General features: G+C 58.4%; 14 protein-coding genes and 1 pseudogene. 8 read left to right on the forward strand and 7 right to left on the reverse strand.

Annotation, left to right across the window (positions count from 1 at the left end; all coding sequences use genetic code 11):
• Positions 1-4: 4 nt before the first annotated feature.
• The 4 genes and pseudogenes from KOE80_RS01075 to KOE80_RS20410 all read left to right on the forward strand — a co-directional run bounded on the left by KOE80_RS01075 (position 5) and on the right by KOE80_RS20410 (position 4,695).
• Positions 5-1,114 (forward strand): glycosyltransferase family 4 protein, encoded by a 1,110-nt coding sequence (locus tag KOE80_RS01075; protein WP_009461099.1) that lies wholly within the window; start codon positions 5-7, stop codon positions 1,112-1,114.
• 63 nt (positions 1,115-1,177) lie between these two features.
• Positions 1,178-2,305 carry a glycosyltransferase family 4 protein gene (locus tag KOE80_RS01080; protein WP_226348141.1) on the forward strand — a complete coding sequence of 376 codons (1,128 nt, stop codon included), beginning with the start codon at positions 1,178-1,180 and terminating at the stop codon, positions 2,303-2,305.
• A gap of 5 nt (positions 2,306-2,310) precedes the next feature.
• A pseudogene (locus tag KOE80_RS20405) lies at positions 2,311-3,372 on the forward strand (glycosyltransferase family 4 protein); the annotation flags it as partial.
• A gap of 207 nt (positions 3,373-3,579) precedes the next feature.
• On the forward strand, positions 3,580-4,695 hold the full coding sequence (locus tag KOE80_RS20410) for a glycosyltransferase family 4 protein (RefSeq protein ID WP_319002353.1): 1,116 nt from the start codon (positions 3,580-3,582) through the stop codon (positions 4,693-4,695).
• A gap of 315 nt (positions 4,696-5,010) precedes the next feature.
• Here the strand turns inward: KOE80_RS20410 and KOE80_RS01090 are convergent, their stop codons facing one another.
• Positions 5,011-6,399 (reverse strand): phosphomannomutase/phosphoglucomutase, encoded by a 1,389-nt coding sequence (locus KOE80_RS01090; protein WP_226348143.1) that lies wholly within the window; start codon positions 6,397-6,399, stop codon positions 5,011-5,013.
• A gap of 129 nt (positions 6,400-6,528) precedes the next feature.
• On the opposite strand from KOE80_RS01090, the gene KOE80_RS01095 reads away from it, so the two are divergent.
• Together KOE80_RS01095 and KOE80_RS01100 are read left to right on the forward strand one after the other, a co-directional pair.
• Positions 6,529-7,944, forward strand: coding sequence for an FAD-binding oxidoreductase (locus KOE80_RS01095; RefSeq protein WP_226348144.1), 1,416 nt, complete (start codon positions 6,529-6,531; stop codon positions 7,942-7,944).
• Between the two features lie 21 nt (positions 7,945-7,965).
• Entirely contained in the window at positions 7,966-8,652 is a 687-nt protein-coding gene (locus KOE80_RS01100) for a phosphatase PAP2 family protein (RefSeq protein WP_226348145.1), read from the forward strand.
• A 136-nt stretch (positions 8,653-8,788) separates the two neighbouring features.
• Here the strand turns inward: KOE80_RS01100 and fahA are convergent, their stop codons facing one another.
• The 6 genes from fahA to mutM form a co-directional block, all read right to left on the reverse strand.
• A complete protein-coding gene (fahA, locus tag KOE80_RS01105) occupies positions 8,789-10,114 on the reverse strand; it encodes a fumarylacetoacetase (RefSeq protein ID WP_226348146.1) in 1,326 nt (441 codons plus the stop codon).
• A complete protein-coding gene (hmgA, locus tag KOE80_RS01110; RefSeq protein WP_035271245.1) occupies positions 10,111-11,415 on the reverse strand; it encodes a homogentisate 1,2-dioxygenase in 1,305 nt (434 codons plus the stop codon). The genes fahA and hmgA overlap by 4 nt, the downstream gene beginning before the upstream one ends.
• A gap of 15 nt (positions 11,416-11,430) precedes the next feature.
• Positions 11,431-11,640: a DUF2783 domain-containing protein gene (locus KOE80_RS01115; RefSeq protein ID WP_009461092.1), complete on the reverse strand. Its 210-nt coding sequence runs from the start codon at positions 11,638-11,640 to the stop codon at positions 11,431-11,433.
• On the reverse strand, positions 11,628-13,301 hold the full coding sequence (locus KOE80_RS01120; protein WP_226348147.1) for an FAD-dependent oxidoreductase: 1,674 nt from the start codon (positions 13,299-13,301) through the stop codon (positions 11,628-11,630). Before KOE80_RS01120 ends, KOE80_RS01115 begins: the two co-directional genes overlap by 13 nt.
• 24 nt (positions 13,302-13,325) lie before the next feature.
• Entirely contained in the window at positions 13,326-14,282 is a 957-nt protein-coding gene (locus KOE80_RS01125; RefSeq protein WP_009461090.1) for an MBL fold metallo-hydrolase, read from the reverse strand.
• Positions 14,283-14,446: 164 nt separating this feature from the next.
• Positions 14,447-15,274, reverse strand: coding sequence for a bifunctional DNA-formamidopyrimidine glycosylase/DNA-(apurinic or apyrimidinic site) lyase (mutM, locus tag KOE80_RS01130; protein ID WP_226348148.1), 828 nt, complete (start codon positions 15,272-15,274; stop codon positions 14,447-14,449).
• Between the two features lie 122 nt (positions 15,275-15,396).
• Here mutM and KOE80_RS01135 point away from each other — a divergent pair, with 122 nt between their 5' ends.
• Positions 15,397-17,142 carry a tetratricopeptide repeat protein gene (locus KOE80_RS01135; RefSeq protein WP_226348149.1) on the forward strand — a complete coding sequence of 582 codons (1,746 nt, stop codon included), beginning with the start codon at positions 15,397-15,399 and terminating at the stop codon, positions 17,140-17,142.
• A gap of 2 nt (positions 17,143-17,144) precedes the next feature.
• The gene (locus KOE80_RS01140; protein ID WP_413228914.1) at positions 17,145-17,735 is read left to right on the forward strand and encodes an outer membrane lipoprotein LolB; all 591 of its coding nucleotides are present in this window, start codon (positions 17,145-17,147) and stop codon (positions 17,733-17,735) included.
• Positions 17,736-17,741: the final 6 nt, after the last annotated feature.

The raw sequence follows: 17,741 nt of genomic DNA on the forward strand, positions 1-17,741 counted from the left end.
TATCATGCTGCTTATCCACTCTTTGGGTGGGGGCGGGGCAGAACGTGTCGCCGTCGATTTAAGCGCAGCCTGGGTGGCACGCGGCTATCGAGTGTCTCTGGTGACGCAGGCCGGCCGTGACAAAGACGCGTATACCGTAGCAGAGGGCGTAGAGCGCCACGTGCTGGGAACGGCAGGCAGCAGTCGTGGCCGCCTGGATGCCTTGTGGAAGAACTGGCGGCGCGTGAGCCGGGTGCGATCCCTGATACGCAAGACCAAACCCGATGTGGTTCTGGGCATGATGACCACTTCCTCGGTACTGGCCATTTCTGCCGCCAAAGGCTTGCCCTGCAAGGTGATTGCTACCGAGCATACGCATCCGCCCTCCCAGTCCTTGTCCTCTTTCTGGCAAAAAGCCCGTTTGCGTACCTATCCGCAAGCTCATGCCGTGATCGCGCTGACTGCTGGTACTGCAGACTGGTTGCGCGAGCATGTGCCCGGCAGCCAGGTTCAGGTAATTCCTAATGCCGTACGCTGGCCTATGGATAGTGCCGAGCCTGTCGTGCCGGTGCCCGAACTGCCAGAAGGCCGCAAACGTTTGCTGGCTGTGGGGCGACTGCACCCGGTTAAAGGGTTTGACACCCTGATCGAATCCTTTGCCATGTTGTCCAACTATTTCCCGGACTGGGACTTGGTGATTCTGGGCGAAGGCGAGCAGCGTGCTCCTCTGGAAGCACGAATTGAAGAGTTGGAGCTGCAAGAGCGGATTCAGCTTCCCGGCCGCGTCGGCAATATGGCGGACTGGTACGAGCAGTCAGATCTGTATGTACTCAGCTCCCGCATGGAAGGCTTGTCCAACAGCCTGCTGGAAGCCATGGCCAGCGGTTTGACTGCGGTTGCCTTTGATTGCGATACCGGCCCGCGCGAGATTATCCGCGCCAATATCGACGGCGTCTTGGTACGCCCGATTGAAGACGTGGAAGCCCTGGCAGCCCATTTATCCGACCTGATGTCCAACGACGACAAGCGCCAGCGATTGGCGCGCCGCGCCACGGATGTGCGCGATCGTTTTTCCTCGGCCCGAGTTCTGGCGCTATGGCAGCAAGTGTTGGAACAGTGCTTGCGTCGGCCTTAAAATGGCGCTTTGCTTCGTGCCAGCAGGCCCAAGCTACCCGGTCGATGAGCCCACGGAGGCCCAGTGAATATTCTGTTTTTCGTCAGCTCCCTGAACGCAGGCGGCGCCGAGCGCGTCGCGTCTACCCTGGCCAATGCCTGGGGTTTGCGGGGCGATCAGGTCACCCTGGTGCCTACTTATAGTGGAGGAGGCAGCGCCTTTTACCCTATTGACTCCAAGGTGGAGCTAGTGTGGCTGGCCCATCGCATGCGCGGTAGCTGGTTGCCCAAACCCTTGGCCAAGCTGCGCGCCATGCGCAAGCTGGTGCATGAAAAACAGCCTGATGTCATCGTGTCTTTTCTGACCAATGTGAATATCAATGTGTTGCTGGGGCTGGGCGGCATGGGCGTCCCTATTGTGGTGGGTGAACGCACCAACCCGGCCTTTAGCAGCAGCGCAGGCAAGCTGCTGCAAAGCCTGCGCCGCCGTCTGTACCCCAAGGCGCAGGTAGTGACTGTGCAAACCCGAGCCAGTGTGGCGGCGTTCCAGGCCATGGTGCCGGGCATGAGGCAGGTCATGGTGGTTCCCAACCCCTTGCCGCAGGCCTTGAATGCCGTGCAGCGCGAGGTGCGGGTGGAGGAGAACCGTCACTGCACCTTGATGGCCATGGGGCGTCTGGTGCCCTCCAAACGTTTTGATGTCTTGATCCGCGTATTTGCAGGCCTGGCCGCCGAGCATCCGGAATGGAAATTGAAAATCTGGGGCGATGGCCCGCAGCGAGCCCAATTGGTGCAGCAGATTGCCATGTCCGGTGCGGGCGATCGTATCGAACTGGCCGGCAAAACCGCTGAGCCCTGGCAGGAAATGGCGCGCTCCCATGCCTTTGTCATGACTTCGGAAGTAGAGGGTTTTCCGAACGTGTTGCTGGAAGCCATGGCCATGGGCCTGCCCGCCGTGACGGTTGATTGCCCCAGCGGCCCACGCGAAATCAGTTCCGATGGCAAGGATGCCCTGCTGGTGCCGGTAGGGGATGAAGGTGCCTTGACTGCCGCCCTGGCCGAGCTGATGGGGGATGGCGTCTTTCGGGGCGTCTTGGGCCGTCGTGCCGCTGCAGCGGTGCGTCAGCGTTATGAACTAGAGCAGGTTTTGCTTAACTGGGACCAGGTCTTTCAGGCCGCCCGTGGCGGTATCGAAGAGGGAGCCAAAGCATGAGTGCAATGCAGCCAAGGTCGTTCAATCAGGACACAGACGCCGTGGATGACAAGCTGGAGAAAGTAACGCCGCCCTTGCGAGTCGTGCATATTATTGCGGGACTGGGGCAGGGTGGGGCAGAAACAGTCTTGTTCCGCTTGGTGACAGCACCCGGTCAAGATACCGAACATATTGTGATTTCTCTGGGCGAGGAAGACGTTTTCGGGCCGCAATTGCGGGCTGCAGACATTCCTTTGTACTGCCTGCACATGCACTCGCCGCTGGGCTTTTTGAAAGGTCTGCGATCGCTGACGCGCTTGCTGCGCGATTTGCAGCCCGATGTGGTGCAGACCTGGATGTATCACTCCGATCTGATCGGTGGTGCCGCTGCGCGACTGGTCGGGATTCCGGCTGTGTCCTGGGGTATTCGTAATTCCGGCGCGAATCTGTATCAAGGCAGCCCGAAAGCTCGTATGGTGGCCTGGCTGTGCGCCCGCCTGTCACGCTTTATTCCCAATTTGATTGTGTCCTGCGCAGAAAATGCCGCCCGACGTCACAAGCAGTGGGGTTATCGTGCAGACATCATGAAAGTGATTCCCAATGGCTACGATCTAAGCCGTTGGCATCCTGACCCGCAGGCACGTGAAGAAGTGCGCGAAGAATTGGGCCTGTCACTGGATACGCCTGTCATTGGCAGTGTGGCCCGCTGGAATCCGCTTAAAGATCATCCCAATCTGCTGGCCGCCTTAGCTCGCAGCCTGCACCGTCATCCGGGCTTGCGTTGCCTTTTGATTGGCGATGGCATGGACAGTAATAACGAAACCTTGATGCGCTTGCTGGATCAGCATCAGTTGCGCGAGAGCGTCATCCTGATGGGACGACGCAGCGATGTCCCTCGCCTGATGAATGCGCTGGACGTGCATGTCTTGTCCAGCTCGGCAGAAGGCTTTCCCAACGTGGTCTGCGAAGCAATGGCTGCGGGGGTGTCCAATGTGGTCACCGATGTGGGTGATGCTGCCTTGATCGTCGGTAATGAGGGCTGGATTGTACCCCTCAGCAATGCTGAAGCCTTGGCAGGCGCGATCAATAGCGCGGTTGATGAACTGGGTGCACCTTCCTGGCAGGCTCGTCATGAGCATGCGCGTGAACGGGTTGCCCGCCTGTTCTCCCTGGAAGGCATGGTCAAGAATTACACGCAGGCCTGGAAGACCTTGACGGCGCAGTATCCCCCCAAGCGCAAGCGCAGCCGTCAGGCCTTGAGTGCCTTGACGGACGAAACCAGCAAGAAAACGCGCATGCTGATGTTCGTGGTCAATAACCCCGCTTTTTTCCTGTCGCATCGTTTGCCTTTGGCGCAAGCCGCTCAACGTGAGGGTTATGACGTGCATGTCGCCACCATGGACGGCCCGGCGGTTGCCGAGATCGAGCGTCACGGCCTGCATCACCATGCTTTGCCCATGACACGCAGCGGGACCAACCCATTGCAAGAGCTGCACACCATTTGGGCTCTATGGCGCTTGTTTCGCCGTGAGCGTCCCGAGCTGGTGCATGCGGTCACCATCAAGCCGGTTCTGTATGGCGGGATTGCAGCGCGACTGGCCGGTGTGCCTGGTTTTCTGGCCGCTGTATCCGGGCTGGGCTATGTATTTACCAAGCGCGACAAGTCCTTTGATCCGGTGCGCTGGATTGCCCTGCAGCTTTACCGCATTGCCTTGGGACATCCGAATAGCCGTGTGATTTTCCAGAACAGCAATGACCGTGATGTCTTGCTGGAAGACCGTGTTGTCAAACGCGATCAGTGCGTCCTGATTCGTGGCTCAGGCGTGGACTTGAATCAGTTTCAGGCTTTGCCAGAGCCCGAAGGCCCGCCCGTTGCCCTGATGGTATCGCGCCTGCTGGTAGATAAAGGTGTGCGTGAGTTTGTTGAAGCTGCACGCATCAGCGCTGCTCAAGGTAGCCCGGTTAAATGGGTACTGGCTGGCAGTCCCGACCCCGGTAATCCGGCCAGTATCAGCGATCAGGAGTGGCAGAGCTGGCAAAAGCAGGGCGTGGTGGAGTGTCTGGGCGAACGTAGCGATATTGCGCAGCTTTACGCTCAATCACACATTGCCGTGCTGCCATCCTACCGTGAGGGCCTGCCTAAGTCCTTGGTAGAAGCCGCTGCTTGTGGGCGGGCGGTGGTCACGACTGACGTACCCGGTTGCCGTGATGCCATCGAACCTGACGTGACCGGTGTGCTGGTGCCAGTGCGTAATGCGCAGGCATTGGCGGCGGCTGTGATGGACTTGGGTGAAGATACGGCCAAGCGGCAAGCCATGGGGGCGGAAAGCCGCCGTCTGGCTGAAGAGGCTTTTGATATAGGCCGCATCAGTGAGGCTCATCTGGATCTGTATCAGTATTTGAGCCGTTAAGGCTTTGACTGCCTGGGGCTTGGGCCAAGGCATAAAAAACGGGCTGAACTGCTTGCTGTGACTTGGGGTTGAATCCAAGGTTTCAGAGGCAGTGCAGCTCTTTTTTTATCGCTGTGCTGCCCCAAGGCTAGTCGTCCCGGTAAAAAGTGCCCCCTTGGGGGACAGCAAGCCAAAGTTGCCGCGTGGAGGCATTTTTATACTGCGCTGGAGACTAGAGACTAGAGACTAGAGACTAGAGACTAGAGACTAGAGACTAGAGACTAGAGACTAGAGACCAGCGAGCAGGGATCTGGGTATGAGTGAACTTCCACGGCCTTAGAAAGGCAATGCTGCATCCGGCTTCAAAGCCAGCAGTGCCGCCCGGAATTCTCCCTGGATCCGATCCAGCGCCTCTTGGGACTGGGCCTCAAAACGCAGCACAATCACTGGAGTGGTATTGGAGGCGCGAGCCAGACCGAAGCCGTCCGGGTACTCGGCACGTACACCATCAATCGTGTTGAGCTGATTGGAACTGGGGAAACGGCCTTCTTTTTGCAGGCGGGCAATCAAGGCATGAGGCTCGCCTTCGGCCAGCGGCAGTTTCAGTTCCGGTGTGGACAGGTCTTGCGGCAAGGTTTCCAACTCTGCCGTCGGGTTGTCACCGCGCGAGAGAATCGCCAGCAGACGTGCGCCTGTGTACAAGCCATCATCAAAGCCGTACCAGCCTTCCTTGAAGAACACGTGGCCGCTCATTTCGCCAGCTAAAGGGGCACCCGTTTCGGCCAGTTTGGCCTTGATCAGCGAATGGCCGGTTTGCCACATCAAGGGCTCACCCCCGGCCTTGGCAATTTCCAGAGCGACGTGGCGGCTGCATTTCACGTCAAAAATAATCTTGGAGCCAGGTTCGCGCTGCAAAATATCGCGCGCGTACAGAATCAACTGACGATCAGGCCAGATGATCTGACCCGTTCGAGTCACCACACCCAGGCGGTCGGCATCACCGTCAAAGGCCAGACCCACTTCGCAGTCCGTGTTTTGAACATGGGTGATCAGGTCTTGCAGGTTGTGCGGCTCGGCCGGGTCCGGGTGGTGATTGGGGAAGCTGCCGTCTACATCTTCAAACAGCATGTCCACTTCGCAACCTAGGGCCTTGAACAGGCGAGCAGCCACGACGCCACCCACGCCGTTGCCGCAGTCCAGGGCAATTTTCATGGGACGGGCCAGTTTGACACGTTCGGCGATGGTGCTGACGTACTGGTCCAGCAAGTCCTTTTTCTCGCCGGTGCCTGCTTGAGCCGCAGGCTCAATACCGGCTTGCATGCGTTTCATCAGACCCTGGATATCCTGGCCGTGCAAGGTCTTGCCGGCCATCATCATCTTGAAGCCGTTGTAGTTGGACGGATTATGGCTACCTGTGATGGCTACGCCCGAGCCGGTTTCCAGTACATTGGCCGCAAAATAGACGACGGGAGTAGGAACCATACCCAGATCGACTGTGTTGATTCCGCCTGCCTGGATCCCTTGTTGAAGGGCACGAGACAGAGCAGGGCTGCTGTGGCGGCCGTCGTAACCCACTACCAGGGTTTGCACGCTTTGTTCACGGGCCAAGGCCGCCAGGGCCAGACCTAATTGGTAGGCGAAGTCGGGATTTAGTTGCTCGGGAACGGTGCCCCGAATATCGTAGGCTTTGAATACAGCGGTCGGTAGAGCGGGAATGTGGGTCACTGTCGCGTCCTGAACGAATACACAAAGAATGAAGTTTAGCGCGAATGCCACCGGCTTTCGTGAGTTACCATTAAGAGCTGTAGCGCGACAGCAAGAGCGCCTGATTGTTTTTCTTGAGTGGCTTGGGTCATGACTTTTCTGAACGAACTTGAACAGCGTATTGGTCAGCAACATGTGCTGACAGGACAATCCATGCAGCAGTACCTGGAGGATTGGCGTGGACGCTATACCGGTACTGCCTTGGCGGTGGCCCGGCCTGCAACGACAGAAGAAGTGGCCCAGGTTGTGCGTCTATGCGCGCAGCACCGCGTGCCCATCGTCCCTCAAGGCGGCAATACCGGTTTGTGCGGGGGCGCAACGCCGGACAACAGCGCCACTGCGCTGGTGCTGTCTTTGGAGCGCCTGAACAAGATTCGCAGCGTGGATACCGATAACGACACCATGGTGGTGGAAGCAGGCTGCATTTTGCAAAATGTGCAGCAGGCCGCCCGCGATCATCAGCGTCTGTTCCCCTTGAGTCTGGCCGCAGAAGGCAGCTGCACGATTGGCGGCAATCTGGCCACCAATGCAGGCGGTACACAGGTTTTGCGTTACGGCAATGCTCGTGACCTGACCCTGGGATTGGAAGTGGTGACTGCCCAAGGTGAAATTCTGCATGGGCTGCTTGGGCTGCGCAAAGACAATACCGGTTACGACCTGCGCAACCTGTTTATTGGTAGCGAAGGCACCCTGGGTATCATCACCGCCGCGACCATCAAGCTCTATCCCCAGCCTGTAGCAGCGTGCACCGCCTTGCTGGCATTGAATACGATTGAAGATGCCGTTCAGGTGCTGGCATTGGCGCGCCAGGGGCTGGCGGCGTCCTTGACCGGCTTTGAGCTGATTGCAGGCAATTGTCTGCAAGCCGTGCTGCATTGCTATCCCGATCAACGTATGCCTTTCCAGGGCCCGGCTGAAAAAGCAGCCTGGTATGCCTTGCTGGAGCTGTCTGATAGCGAAAGCCTGGAGCATGCCCGCGAGCGTTTTGAAAGCGTGATCGGCCAGGCTCTGGAGCAAGATCTGGTGCAAGATGCCGTTATCGCCGAGACCATCGCACAAAGCAAGGCGCTCTGGCATTTGCGTGAAAGCATTCCACTGGCAGAGAAAGCCTATGGGAAAAGCATCAAGCATGATGTGTCCATCCCTGTGTCCGTGATGTCCCAATTCGTGCACGAGACGGACAAGGCTTTGCAAGAAGCCTTCCCGGGTCTGGAGAACGTGACATTCGGGCATTTGGGTGATGGCAACCTGCACTACAACGTCGCGCGCGGCACGGCCTTCACGGAGGAAGAGCTGCTGAAGCGTCAGGACGAGATCTATGCGGTGGTCCATGACAGCGTGCACCGTTTCCATGGCTCCATCAGTGCCGAACATGGCGTAGGCCAGCTCAAGCGCCAACTGCTGCCCCGTTATAAAGACCCGGTTTCCCTGGCCTTGATGAAGCAGATCAAGACGGCGCTGGATCCTTTGGGGATCATGAACCCCGGTAAAGTATTGCCCGACTGATTGAAGCTACTTGGTGTGTAGATGTTTTTTCGTCCTTATATCGTTGCCAGTGCCGTTTTTTTTACTGTTTTGGGAATCGTTGCGGCAGTGACGATGGGTTCAGCAACGGACCTGTCACTCAGTGCCTATTTCTATGACCCACAAATCCAGGACTTTTCCTGGCGATTGCAGCCTTTTGTCGATTTGTTCGGGCGCAGGCTGGTGTGGTTCGTTCCCTTTGGCGGCGCAGTGGTATGGACGATCGTGGCCTGGCGGCAGCCCAAGGGCTCCCGCCGCCAACTGGCTTGGGCGGGGGCGGCTTTCTTCATGGGTAGTGGTCCTTTAATGGTAGGCGTACTGAAACATCTGACTGCCATGCCAAGGCCCTTTAATCTGGCCATGTTTGGCGGTACAGAATCCATGCCCACCTACTTCTGGGCGCACTCCTGGGCTGAAGCAGGCAATGCCTTGCCCAGTGCTCATGCCGCATCCGGCTTTGTGCTCCTGTCCCTGTTCTTTGTGGGCGTCATGACAGGCTGCCGCAAACTGGCCGCCGGGGGCTTTGTGCTGGGTATCAGCGCCGGTTTGCTGTTCGGCTTTCTACGCATCATGCAGGGCTACCATTTTCTTAGCCAGGTGCTGGCTTCAGGCGCTGTTCTGGGGCTGTATGGCTGCGTTCTGTTTTATATCCTCTGGTCTTGGGCCAGACATAAGCAATTGCCTGCCTAGGGCTCTCCGAGTTTGCAGAAAGGGGACTTCAAGTCCCTTTTTTGTTTTTGCGAGCCTGTTTCGATAAAGCTTTACGTAAAAACACCCCGAAGCCAGATACCGGCTGCGGGGTGTCGTTTACAAAGGTGTCTTGAATTTAAGGCACGGCAGGCAATACTCGACCGGCACATTCACCAAAAGACAGGGTCGGGTAGCCATCTTGACGGCACAGGCCTTTCAAAATGATCTCGTCCTGATCTTCCAGGAATTTACGCTGTTCGCCCCAAGGCAGGTCGATGGGGTTTTTGCCGCCCTGGTTCATTTCCAGCAAGGAGCCTTCCTGACCCTTGGCCGGGCCGGATAAGGTGCCGGTGCCCAGCAGGTCTCCAGTTTGCAGATTGCAGCCGTTGACGCTGTGATGGGCGACCAATTGGGCCACAGTCCAATACGCTTCCTTGAAGTTGCTGCGCGAGAGCAAAGCGGGGTCTTTCTTTTGCTGGCGAGACTGCTCGGTGCTCAGGTACACCTCCAGTTCCACGTCCAGAACGCCACTGTCCTGGTTGGCCTGATCCTGCAAATAAGGCAGAGGCTGGGGATCGGACTCGGGGCGGCTGAAGGGGCGACGGAAGGGAGCCAGGGCTTCCAGCGTCACTACCCAGGGGGAGATCGTCGAGGCAAAGTTCTTGGCCAGGAAGGGGCCCAGAGGCTGGTATTCCCAGGCTTGCAGATCGCGCGCCGACCAGTCATTGAACAGGCACAGGCCAAAAACGTGCTCGTCTGCCTGAGCGATAGGGATACGGCGACCGGCTTCGTTGCCTTTGCCAATCAGAATGCCCATTTCCAGTTCGAAGTCCAGGCGTTGGCAAGGACCAAAGTTGGGCTGCTCTTGCCCTTCGGGTGGGCGGGTCTGGCCGACGGGTCGTGGGAATTGCTGGCCGGACACACCGATGCTGGAGGCACGGCCGTGGTAGCCAATGGGTACCCACTTGTAGTTGGGCAGCAAGGGCGCATCAGGGCGGAACTGTTTGCCTACCGCCGTTGCGTGGTGCACGGAAATATAGAAGTCGGTGTAGTCCCCAATTTGGGCGGGCAGGGCGTATTCCAGCTTGCTGCGCTCGATCAGCATGGGGCGCAGGCGCGACTCAGCTGAGGAGCCTTGGCGCAAGTCATGTGACAAGGCGGCACGCAGCGCGCTCCAGTATTCCTGGCCCAAGGCCATCAGGCCGTTCAGTGCAGGTTTGACGCAAGCGGCCAGGGCGTCGGCGGCTTTGCCGTGCCAGGGGGTATCGCAGGCCAGCAGGCCCAGGTCCAGCGCGTAAGGGCCGATAGCCACCATGACGCGGAAGTCTTCCTGACTGTCACGGCGACGGGCCACGGCAAAGGGCAGGTTCTGGATGGGGAAACCGTTATCGGCCTCGTTGGCGCCGGGCACCCAGCTTTGCAGCTTGGGGTCGTGAGTGTCATTCAGATAAGGTCGGGTCATGCCTTTTGTTCCGTAGAGAAGTGTTTTTCCAGTCCGTCCCAGACGGCATCGTAATTGGCTTGCAGGCTTTCGCTTTGCAAGGCCTGTGGCGAGGGGCGGATGACTTTGCGGGTCTCGAACATAAAGGCCATGGTACCGCGCAGATAGTCTGCCTTGCTCAAGTCCGCACTGCTGGCCTTGTCAAAGGTGTTGGCATCGGGGCCATGCGGGCTCATGCAATTGTGCAGGCTGGAGCCGCCGGGTGCAAAGCCATCGGCCTTGGCATCGTACACACCCTGGATCAGGCCCATGAATTCGCTGGCGAAGTTACGGTGGAACCACGGTGGGCGGAAGGTGTTTTCCATGGCCAGAATGCGTGGCGGGAAAATCGCAAAGTCCAGGTTGGCCGTGCCGGGGGTGTCGGAGGGCGAGGTCAATACACTGAAAATGCAGGGATCGGGGTGATCGTAGCTGATCGAGCCGATCACATTGAAGTCGCGTAAATCGTATTTGTAGGGGGCGTGCGTGCCATGCCAGGCCACGACGTCCAGCGGCGAGTGCGTCAGTTGCGCAACCCAGAAGCCGCCTGTGAATTTGGTGACCAACTCATGAGGCTCGCTGACATCTTCGTACCAGGCTACCGGCGTTTTGAAGTCACGGGCATTGGCCAGGCCGTTAGAGCCGATCGGACCCAGTTCGGGCAAACGCAGAGGGGCGCCGAAGTTTTCCAGCAAGTAACCACGGGCCACATCGTCCAGCAACTCTACCTTGAAGCGCACGCCACGCGGCATGACGGCAATCTCGCAAGGCTCGATTTCCATGATGCCCAATTCGCTGACCAGACGCAGGCGGCCCTGTTCAGGCACGAACATCATTTCGGCGTCGGCGTTGTAGAACACGCGCCGCCCCATGGACTGGTTGATGGCGTACAGATGGATGGCAACGCCGCTTTGCGAGTCGCTGCTGCCATTGCCTGCCCAGGTATGGACACCAGCCAGAAAATCGGTCGGCTTGCCGGGCAGATTCAGCGGGCTCCAGCGCAGGCGATTGGGGTTGGCCGGGCCTTGTCCAAAGTCTTCGTTCCAGTGGGGAGCGCCTTCAAATGCCGTAAATGCTCCTTGCTTGGCGCTGGGGCGAATGCGGTACAGCCAGGAGCGGCGGTTATCGGCGCGTGGCGCGGTAAAGGCCGTGCCGGACAACTGCTCGGCATACAGCCCATAAGGGCAACGCTGCGGCGAGTTGCGTCCCAGTGGCAGCGCGCCGGGCAGAGCCTCGGTGGCAAAAGCGTTACCAAAACCAATCTGATAATTCAAAGAGCTCATTAGGGGTCTCCAGATTCAGGCAGCCTGCTCCAGGCAGGTCTGGCGGGCGGCGTCCAAGGCTTGCTTGATCACATCCAGCGAGCCGACATGATTGCACAGCAACAGCACCAAAGCGGCATTCATGGCATGACTTTGTGCTGTGCTCAGGCCTTGGTGGGCATCGATCAACATTTGGTAGAAATCGTCAGCCCGTTCCAGGGGGGTATCGGTATTCAGTGTAGACATGAAGCATTCTCCAGGAAATGGCCACAGGCTTTGTGCAAGGCAGCCTGGACAGCTTGCCCATCCAGATGACGCCAGCGGGCGCACAGGTGTTGATCGGGGCGAATCAGATAGCAGGAACCGGGTTGGGCGTCGTAACGCTGGCGCAGCATATCCTGGCTGTCAATGATGCCTCCCTGGGCCTGGGTAGCGCTGGTGCCAGCGGGCCAGACACGCAGGCGGGTCAAGAGACCTTGGGCGACCAGTTCGTCTACCACTTCAGACTGGCTGGCCTGGCCTTCGCCAAATTCCAGCAGGGTGAAGCCGCTGCCCAATTGACCCAGCCACCAGCCTTGCTGACCGTTTTGTTCTATAGGTGCATCGGGGACGCAGGCTCCTAGCGGTGTGGCCGTGGCGGAGAACTCGTGTGTGTCAGCCGTATTCAAGGGGCTGTCTGGGTAGGCGCTGGGCAAGGACAGGCGGCCGCTATTGACCAGTACACGGGCAAAGGCGTGGCGACGCGCCAGAATCAGGGCCGCATCACGGAACAGGCGGCTGACTTCGCTTTTAGGCGTGATGAAATCTGTTGAACGGCTGGAATGGCGAATGTTCTCGTCTGCAGCCAATTCACGTTCATGGCTGTAGCTGTCCAGCAGGCTGTCGGGAGCCTGGGCATTCAGAACCAGATTCAGCTTCCAGGCCAGGTTGTCGGCGTCCTGGATACCGCTGTTGGCGCCGCGTGCGCCAAAAGGCGAGACACGGTGGGCCGAGTCTCCGGCAAACAGAATACGGCCATGGCGAAAGCGCTCCATGCGCTCGCAGGCAAAGGTGTAAATGCTGACCCATTCCAATTCAAAGGGGGCGTCGGCACCCAGGAGGGCTCGAATGCGGGGCAGCACGTTTTCTGGTTTGACGGCTTCAACCGGGTCGGCATCCCAGCCTAATTGAAAGTCGATACGCCAGACGTTGTCCGGCTGGCTGTGCAGCAAGACAGATTGATTGGGGTGGAAGGGTGGGTCAAACCAGAACCAGCGCTCGGCGGGGAAGTCGGCTTGCATGCGCACGTCTGCAATCAGGAAACGGTCCTTGAATACGCGTCCGCTGCTGCTTTCACCCAAGGCACGGCGAATGGCCGAGCGCGAGCCGTCGCAGGCCAGCAGCCATTCTGCTTCCAGGGTGTAATTGCCTTGCTGCGTTTCTACGTCCAGATGCACGCCTTCTGCCTGATTCACCACGTTTAGCACTTTATGGCCGGAACGCAGTTCGATCAGGGGCTGAGCGCAGACTGCTTCGTAGAGATAACCTTCGCAGTAATACTGCTGCAAATTGATAAAGGCGGGGCGCTGGTGGCCTTCTTCGGGCCGCAAATTGAAGCTCCAGACTTCCTGGTTGCGGAAAAAAACCTTGCCCACATTCCAGGACACGCCCTTGTCCATCATGCGCGAGCCCACGCCCAATCGGTCCCAGATATCCAGAGTGCGTTTGGCAAAGCAAATGGCCCGCGATCCTTTGGACAGTGTGGTGTCGTCGTCCAGAATCACGACCCGGTGGCCTTTGGCCGCCAGATCCAGGGCCATGGTCAGCCCCACCGGGCCGGCACCCACCACCACAACGGGGTGGCGGGCATGGGTAGCCGGTGGGGGCGCTTGCGTCAGCTCCAGGGTCTGGTAATTAATGTCTCCCATTTTCTTTCTCCCTGGCCTTGCGTCTTACTGACCTTCGAGTTGTTTCCACATCTCCAGATCGCGTTCGGCGGTCCAGATGCGTGGGTCTTCGTGGCCGTTGACTTCGTCGTAGGCACGGGACACGTCAAAGGGCATGCAGTGATCAAAAATGACCCAGTCTGCGTAGCGAGGCTTCATGAAATCGTAGGTTTCGCGGTAAATGGTCTTCAGATCTTTACCGGCGGCTGCGCCTTGCTGCACGCTGGAGTACAGGTCTGTCAGAAACGCGCGTGTGCCAGCCAGGGCCTGACGCACTTCGGTGGCGTTTTTCAGTGCCGGGCCACGGCCAGGAACCATTTGTTCAGCTTTGAAGTCTCCCAGACGGTCCAGTGTGCGGGGCCATTCGCGAAAGTAGCAGTCGCCTGCGTACGGGGTGGATTGGTATTCCACCAGGTCACCGGCGAACAGGATTTTCTGCTTGGGTAGCCAGGCGATGGTGTCGCCCTTGGTGTGGCCACGACCCACTTGCATCAGGTGTACTTCCAGATTGCCCAGGTCCACCGTCATATGACCTTCAAAGGTCATGGTGGGCCAGGTCAGGCCGGGAGGAATGGATTCGGCGTTGCGGAACAGGCGGGGGAAACGGCCGATTTCGCTGGCTTTGTCCTGCTCGCCACGTTCCACGATCAGGTCGTAGGTGTCGCGGCTGGCCAGGATTTCCTGGGCGTTGTAGGCCGAGGCACCCAGCACGCGCACGGCGTGGTAGTGCGACAGCAAGACATACTTGATCGGTTTGTCGCTGACTTCGCGGATGCGGCGAATCACGTCTTCAGCCATGACCGGCGTGGCCTGGGTGTCGATCACCATAATGGCCTCGTCACCAATGATGATGCCCGTGTTGGGATCACCTTCAGCCGTGTAGGCGTAGGCGTTGTCGGACAGTTTTTCAAAGGCAACGACTTTGTCTTCCAGGTCGTTATGCGAGGCGAAGGACTTGCTCATGAAAATGACTCCACAGTCGATAGGGATGGTGTCAGATTAGTTTATGGCGAATCAGTTAGATATAGGTGAATACCTGAATAGGGTAGGCTTAGTTGGAAAAAAAGCAGACGAGCGCCTGCCTGCCGGAACCGGCATCAGACGCTGTCAGAAAAAAGGGGGAGGGTTTAGCGGCGCTGGCAGCGCGAGCAGTAATAGGTCGCGCGTTGGCCTTGGACTATCCGTTTGATAGGCTGTTGGCAGCGTGGGCAGGGTTTGCCGGCACGCTCATATACATTGGCGTGAATGTCGAAGTAAGCGCCCGGTTCACCACTGGCATTGACGTAATCGCGCAAGGTGCTGCCCCCGGAGTCCAGGGCGGATTGCAAGGTGCTCAAGATGGCCGAGTGCAGTTTTTCGCAGCGATGCAAGGAAACTTCACCGGCGGGCAGTTCGGGGTGAATACCGGCCAGGAACAAGGATTCGGAAGCGTAGATATTGCCTACTCCCACCACAATCTTGCCGCCCAGCAGGGCCTGTTTGATGGCGACGCGCCGCCCTTGCAGATGTCGGTGCAGATACTCGGGGGTGAACAGGGGATCGAAAGGTTCTACGCCTAAAGTACGTAGTAAAAGGTGGTTTTCCAGAGGGCCGTCCCTATGGGCGTGCCATAATATCGCACCAAATCGTCGTGGGTCGTGCAGCAGGAAGCGGGCCTCATCAAAGATCCATTCCGCATGGTCATGCTTGCGGCGTTCTTCATCCAGATCCACACGACGCAGGGAGCCGGACATTCCTAAATGGATGATCTGGACGCCTTGTTCAAAATGCAACAACAAGTATTTGCCTCGACGCGTGCAATTCTGGACGGCCTGGCCTTCAATCCATTGCGGCAAAGAGGCAGGCACGGGCCAGCGCAGACGGGGCTCGTGAACCAGGAATTGTTGGACATTTTTTCCCTGGATAACCGTCGCAATTCCGCGACGAGTTGTTTCAACTTCTGGCAGTTCAGGCATGGGGGGGTGATACCATCAACAAATCTGATTCCTTTATTGTGCCATCGGGCGTTTTGTCGCGCGTATCAGGGCACGGGTTTTTCTGGATGAATGCTCTGACCTTAGCACTAAAGCTGGGCCTGATGTCGTTGCTTGCAGCGGTTTCGGTGCAAGCCCAACCCTCACTTCCCATACTCAAGGCGGAGCCGCCTGCTGACAAGATTCGTTTGCGCAGCGGGCAATTGCCTTTGGTCAGCCTGACTTCGGACATTCTGTATCGCATTCTGGTTGCCGAAGTGGCTGCTTCGCGTGGTGAATACGACGTTGCCAGCCAGACTTTCCTGTCTTTGGCGCGTGACACCAGCGATCCTCGCCTGGCTCAAAACGCCTTTCAATACGCCATGGCCGACCGTGATTTGGGTCGTGCGCTGCGTGCCGCTAAAGAATGGGCCTTGCTGGCCCCGAATGATCCCGAAGCTAAAGCAACGGCTCTGGCCCTGGAAGCCTCCAGCGGTCAGACCGAAGGCTTGGCCGATGCCTTGTGGCTGCGTATCTCTCGCGCCCAGGATAAAGAGCAGGCCGTGGTCCAAGCCATGAGCATGGTCAGCAAGATGGTGGATCGCCGTTTGGCGCTGGAAGTGCTGGACAAGGCCTTGCAGCAACCCGTGCGCTCCTTGCCCATTGCCCGTCTGGCCTTGGCGGATACCGCCTGGAGCGCCGGGGATATGAGCCGGGCCGAGCGCGAAGCACGGGAAGCCCTGAAGCTGGACCCGCATTCCGAAGCCGCCGCGCAGCGCGTGCTGGAATACGGTATCAAGATTGATCCTTCGGCTGCCTTGCAAAGTGCACGTACCTTTGTGCGAGCCAATCCGGATAGCCGCAAGTTGCAACTGCTGCTGGCCAACCGGCTGGTAGAGCGCCAGCAGTTCGACGAAGCCCAATCCATCGTCAGCGCCTTGCAACGCGCCAATCCTGAAGATTTTGATCTGCTCTACACCCAGGCCGAAATTCATATTCGTGCCCAGGAGTTTGACCAGGCCCGTAAATTGCTGGAGCAATACATTGCGGTCCAGCAGCAGCGCCGCCAGTCCTTGAACGACGCCGTCAATACGGCTTTGGCCAGTATTTCTGAAGCCCGCTTGTCCTTGGTGCAAATTGCTGAAGCTCAGGGCGATATGAACGAAGCCATTCGCCAGCTGGACTTGATTGAAGAGCCCGCGCTGCGTTTCCAGGCCCAGATTCATAAAGCCGTCCTGCAGGCTCGCCAAGGCAATCTGCCGCAAGCACGTCGTACCCTTGAAAACTCCCGGCCACGCGACATGAGCGAACAGGTCGTTGTGGCTTTGACGTATTCTTCTATCTACCAAGACAGCGGTCGTACCGACCAGGCTCTGGAAGTGCTGGAGCGGGCGGACCGTGAGTTGCCCGATAGTGCCGAGATCAAATACAACCTGGCCATGTTGTACGAGCAGCGCGCCAAGCACGACAAGTTTGAAACCTTGATGCGTCGTGTTATTGAGCTGCGCCCGGACCATGCCAATGCGTATAACGCCTTGGGCTACACCTATGCGGATCAGAATCGCCGTCTGGACGAGGCCCAGGATTTGCTGGAACGCGCCATGGAGCTGGAGCCGGACAATCCTTATATTCTGGACAGCGTGGGCTGGTATCTGTTCCGTGTTGGCGATCTGCAAGCCGCGCTGGAATACTTGCAGCGTTCCTACGAGCGCCTGCCTGAAGCGGACGTTGCCGCCCACTTGGGTGAAGTGCTGTGGGTCAAAGGCCGTCGTGATGATGCCATGCTGGTCTTTCGGGCTGGCTTGAGCAAAGACCCCGAAAACCGAACACTGACAGAAACCATCAAGCGTCTGGGAGTACCGCTGCCGTGAGTATCTTGAAACAGCGGGCTTGGACCCGAGCAGGGGCTTTGGCCCTGGTTGCTTTGCTCAGTGCTTGTGCGACACCGCCCAAATCTGACCTTGGCAGCGTTACGGATGCGTCGCAAGAGGCAAGCGCCTTGTCTCGTTCAGGCCGTTTTGCGCTGAGCGTGACTCATTCCAGTTCGCAGGTCGAAGCCGTGCAGGGTGGCTTTTCCTGGCGCGACGACGGCCAAAAGCTGATGCTGGATTTGAGCAATCCTTTGGGTAATACCTTGGCGCGAGTCTGGGTGTTACCGGGGCGCGCCATTCTGGAACGCACAGACGGTAGTCAGGAAATCGCCTCCCATCCCGATGCCCTGGTTGAACAGGTCTTGGGCAGTCCTGTTCCTGTTGCAGGCTTGCGTGACTGGCTGCATGGCCGCACCGGTAGTGCCCCGGTTCAAAGCGAACGCCGGGATGACCAGCAAAAGCTAAGCAGTTTCGAGCAGTCCGGCTGGCGTGTGACGCTCTCGCGTTACGACGAACAAGGCCCGCGCCTGCTGCAATTGAATCGTCATGAAGCCAACCGCTCCATCAGCGTGCGCTTGGTCGTGGATCAGTAAAGTCCC

This window comes from Alcaligenes sp. 13f (assembly GCF_020496585.1).
GTDB lineage: Bacteria > Pseudomonadota > Gammaproteobacteria > Burkholderiales > Burkholderiaceae_B > Alcaligenes > Alcaligenes phenolicus.

Excerpts from the sequence above, each read along its gene's own strand:
- KOE80_RS01120 (WP_226348147.1), bottom strand. The coding sequence starts at position 13,301 with ATGGGAGACATTAATTACCAGACCCTGGAGCTGACGCAAGCGCCCCCA.
- hmgA (WP_035271245.1), bottom strand. The coding sequence starts at position 11,415 with ATGAGCTCTTTGAATTATCAGATTGGTTTTGGTAACGCTTTTGCCACC.
- fahA (WP_226348146.1), bottom strand. The coding sequence starts at position 10,114 with ATGACCCGACCTTATCTGAATGACACTCACGACCCCAAGCTGCAAAGC.
- KOE80_RS01135 (WP_226348149.1), top strand. The coding sequence starts at position 15,397 with ATGTCGTTGCTTGCAGCGGTTTCGGTGCAAGCCCAACCCTCACTTCCC.
- KOE80_RS01100 (WP_226348145.1), top strand. The coding sequence starts at position 7,966 with ATGTTTTTTCGTCCTTATATCGTTGCCAGTGCCGTTTTTTTTACTGTT.
- mutM (WP_226348148.1), bottom strand. The coding sequence starts at position 15,274 with ATGCCTGAACTGCCAGAAGTTGAAACAACTCGTCGCGGAATTGCGACG.
- KOE80_RS01115 (WP_009461092.1), bottom strand. The coding sequence starts at position 11,640 with ATGTCTACACTGAATACCGATACCCCCCTGGAACGGGCTGACGATTTC.
- KOE80_RS01075 (WP_009461099.1), top strand. The coding sequence starts at position 5 with ATGCTGCTTATCCACTCTTTGGGTGGGGGCGGGGCAGAACGTGTCGCC.
- KOE80_RS01125 (WP_009461090.1), bottom strand. The coding sequence starts at position 14,282 with ATGAGCAAGTCCTTCGCCTCGCATAACGACCTGGAAGACAAAGTCGTT.
- KOE80_RS20410 (WP_319002353.1), top strand. The coding sequence starts at position 3,580 with ATGCTGATGTTCGTGGTCAATAACCCCGCTTTTTTCCTGTCGCATCGT.
- KOE80_RS01095 (WP_226348144.1), top strand. The coding sequence starts at position 6,529 with ATGACTTTTCTGAACGAACTTGAACAGCGTATTGGTCAGCAACATGTG.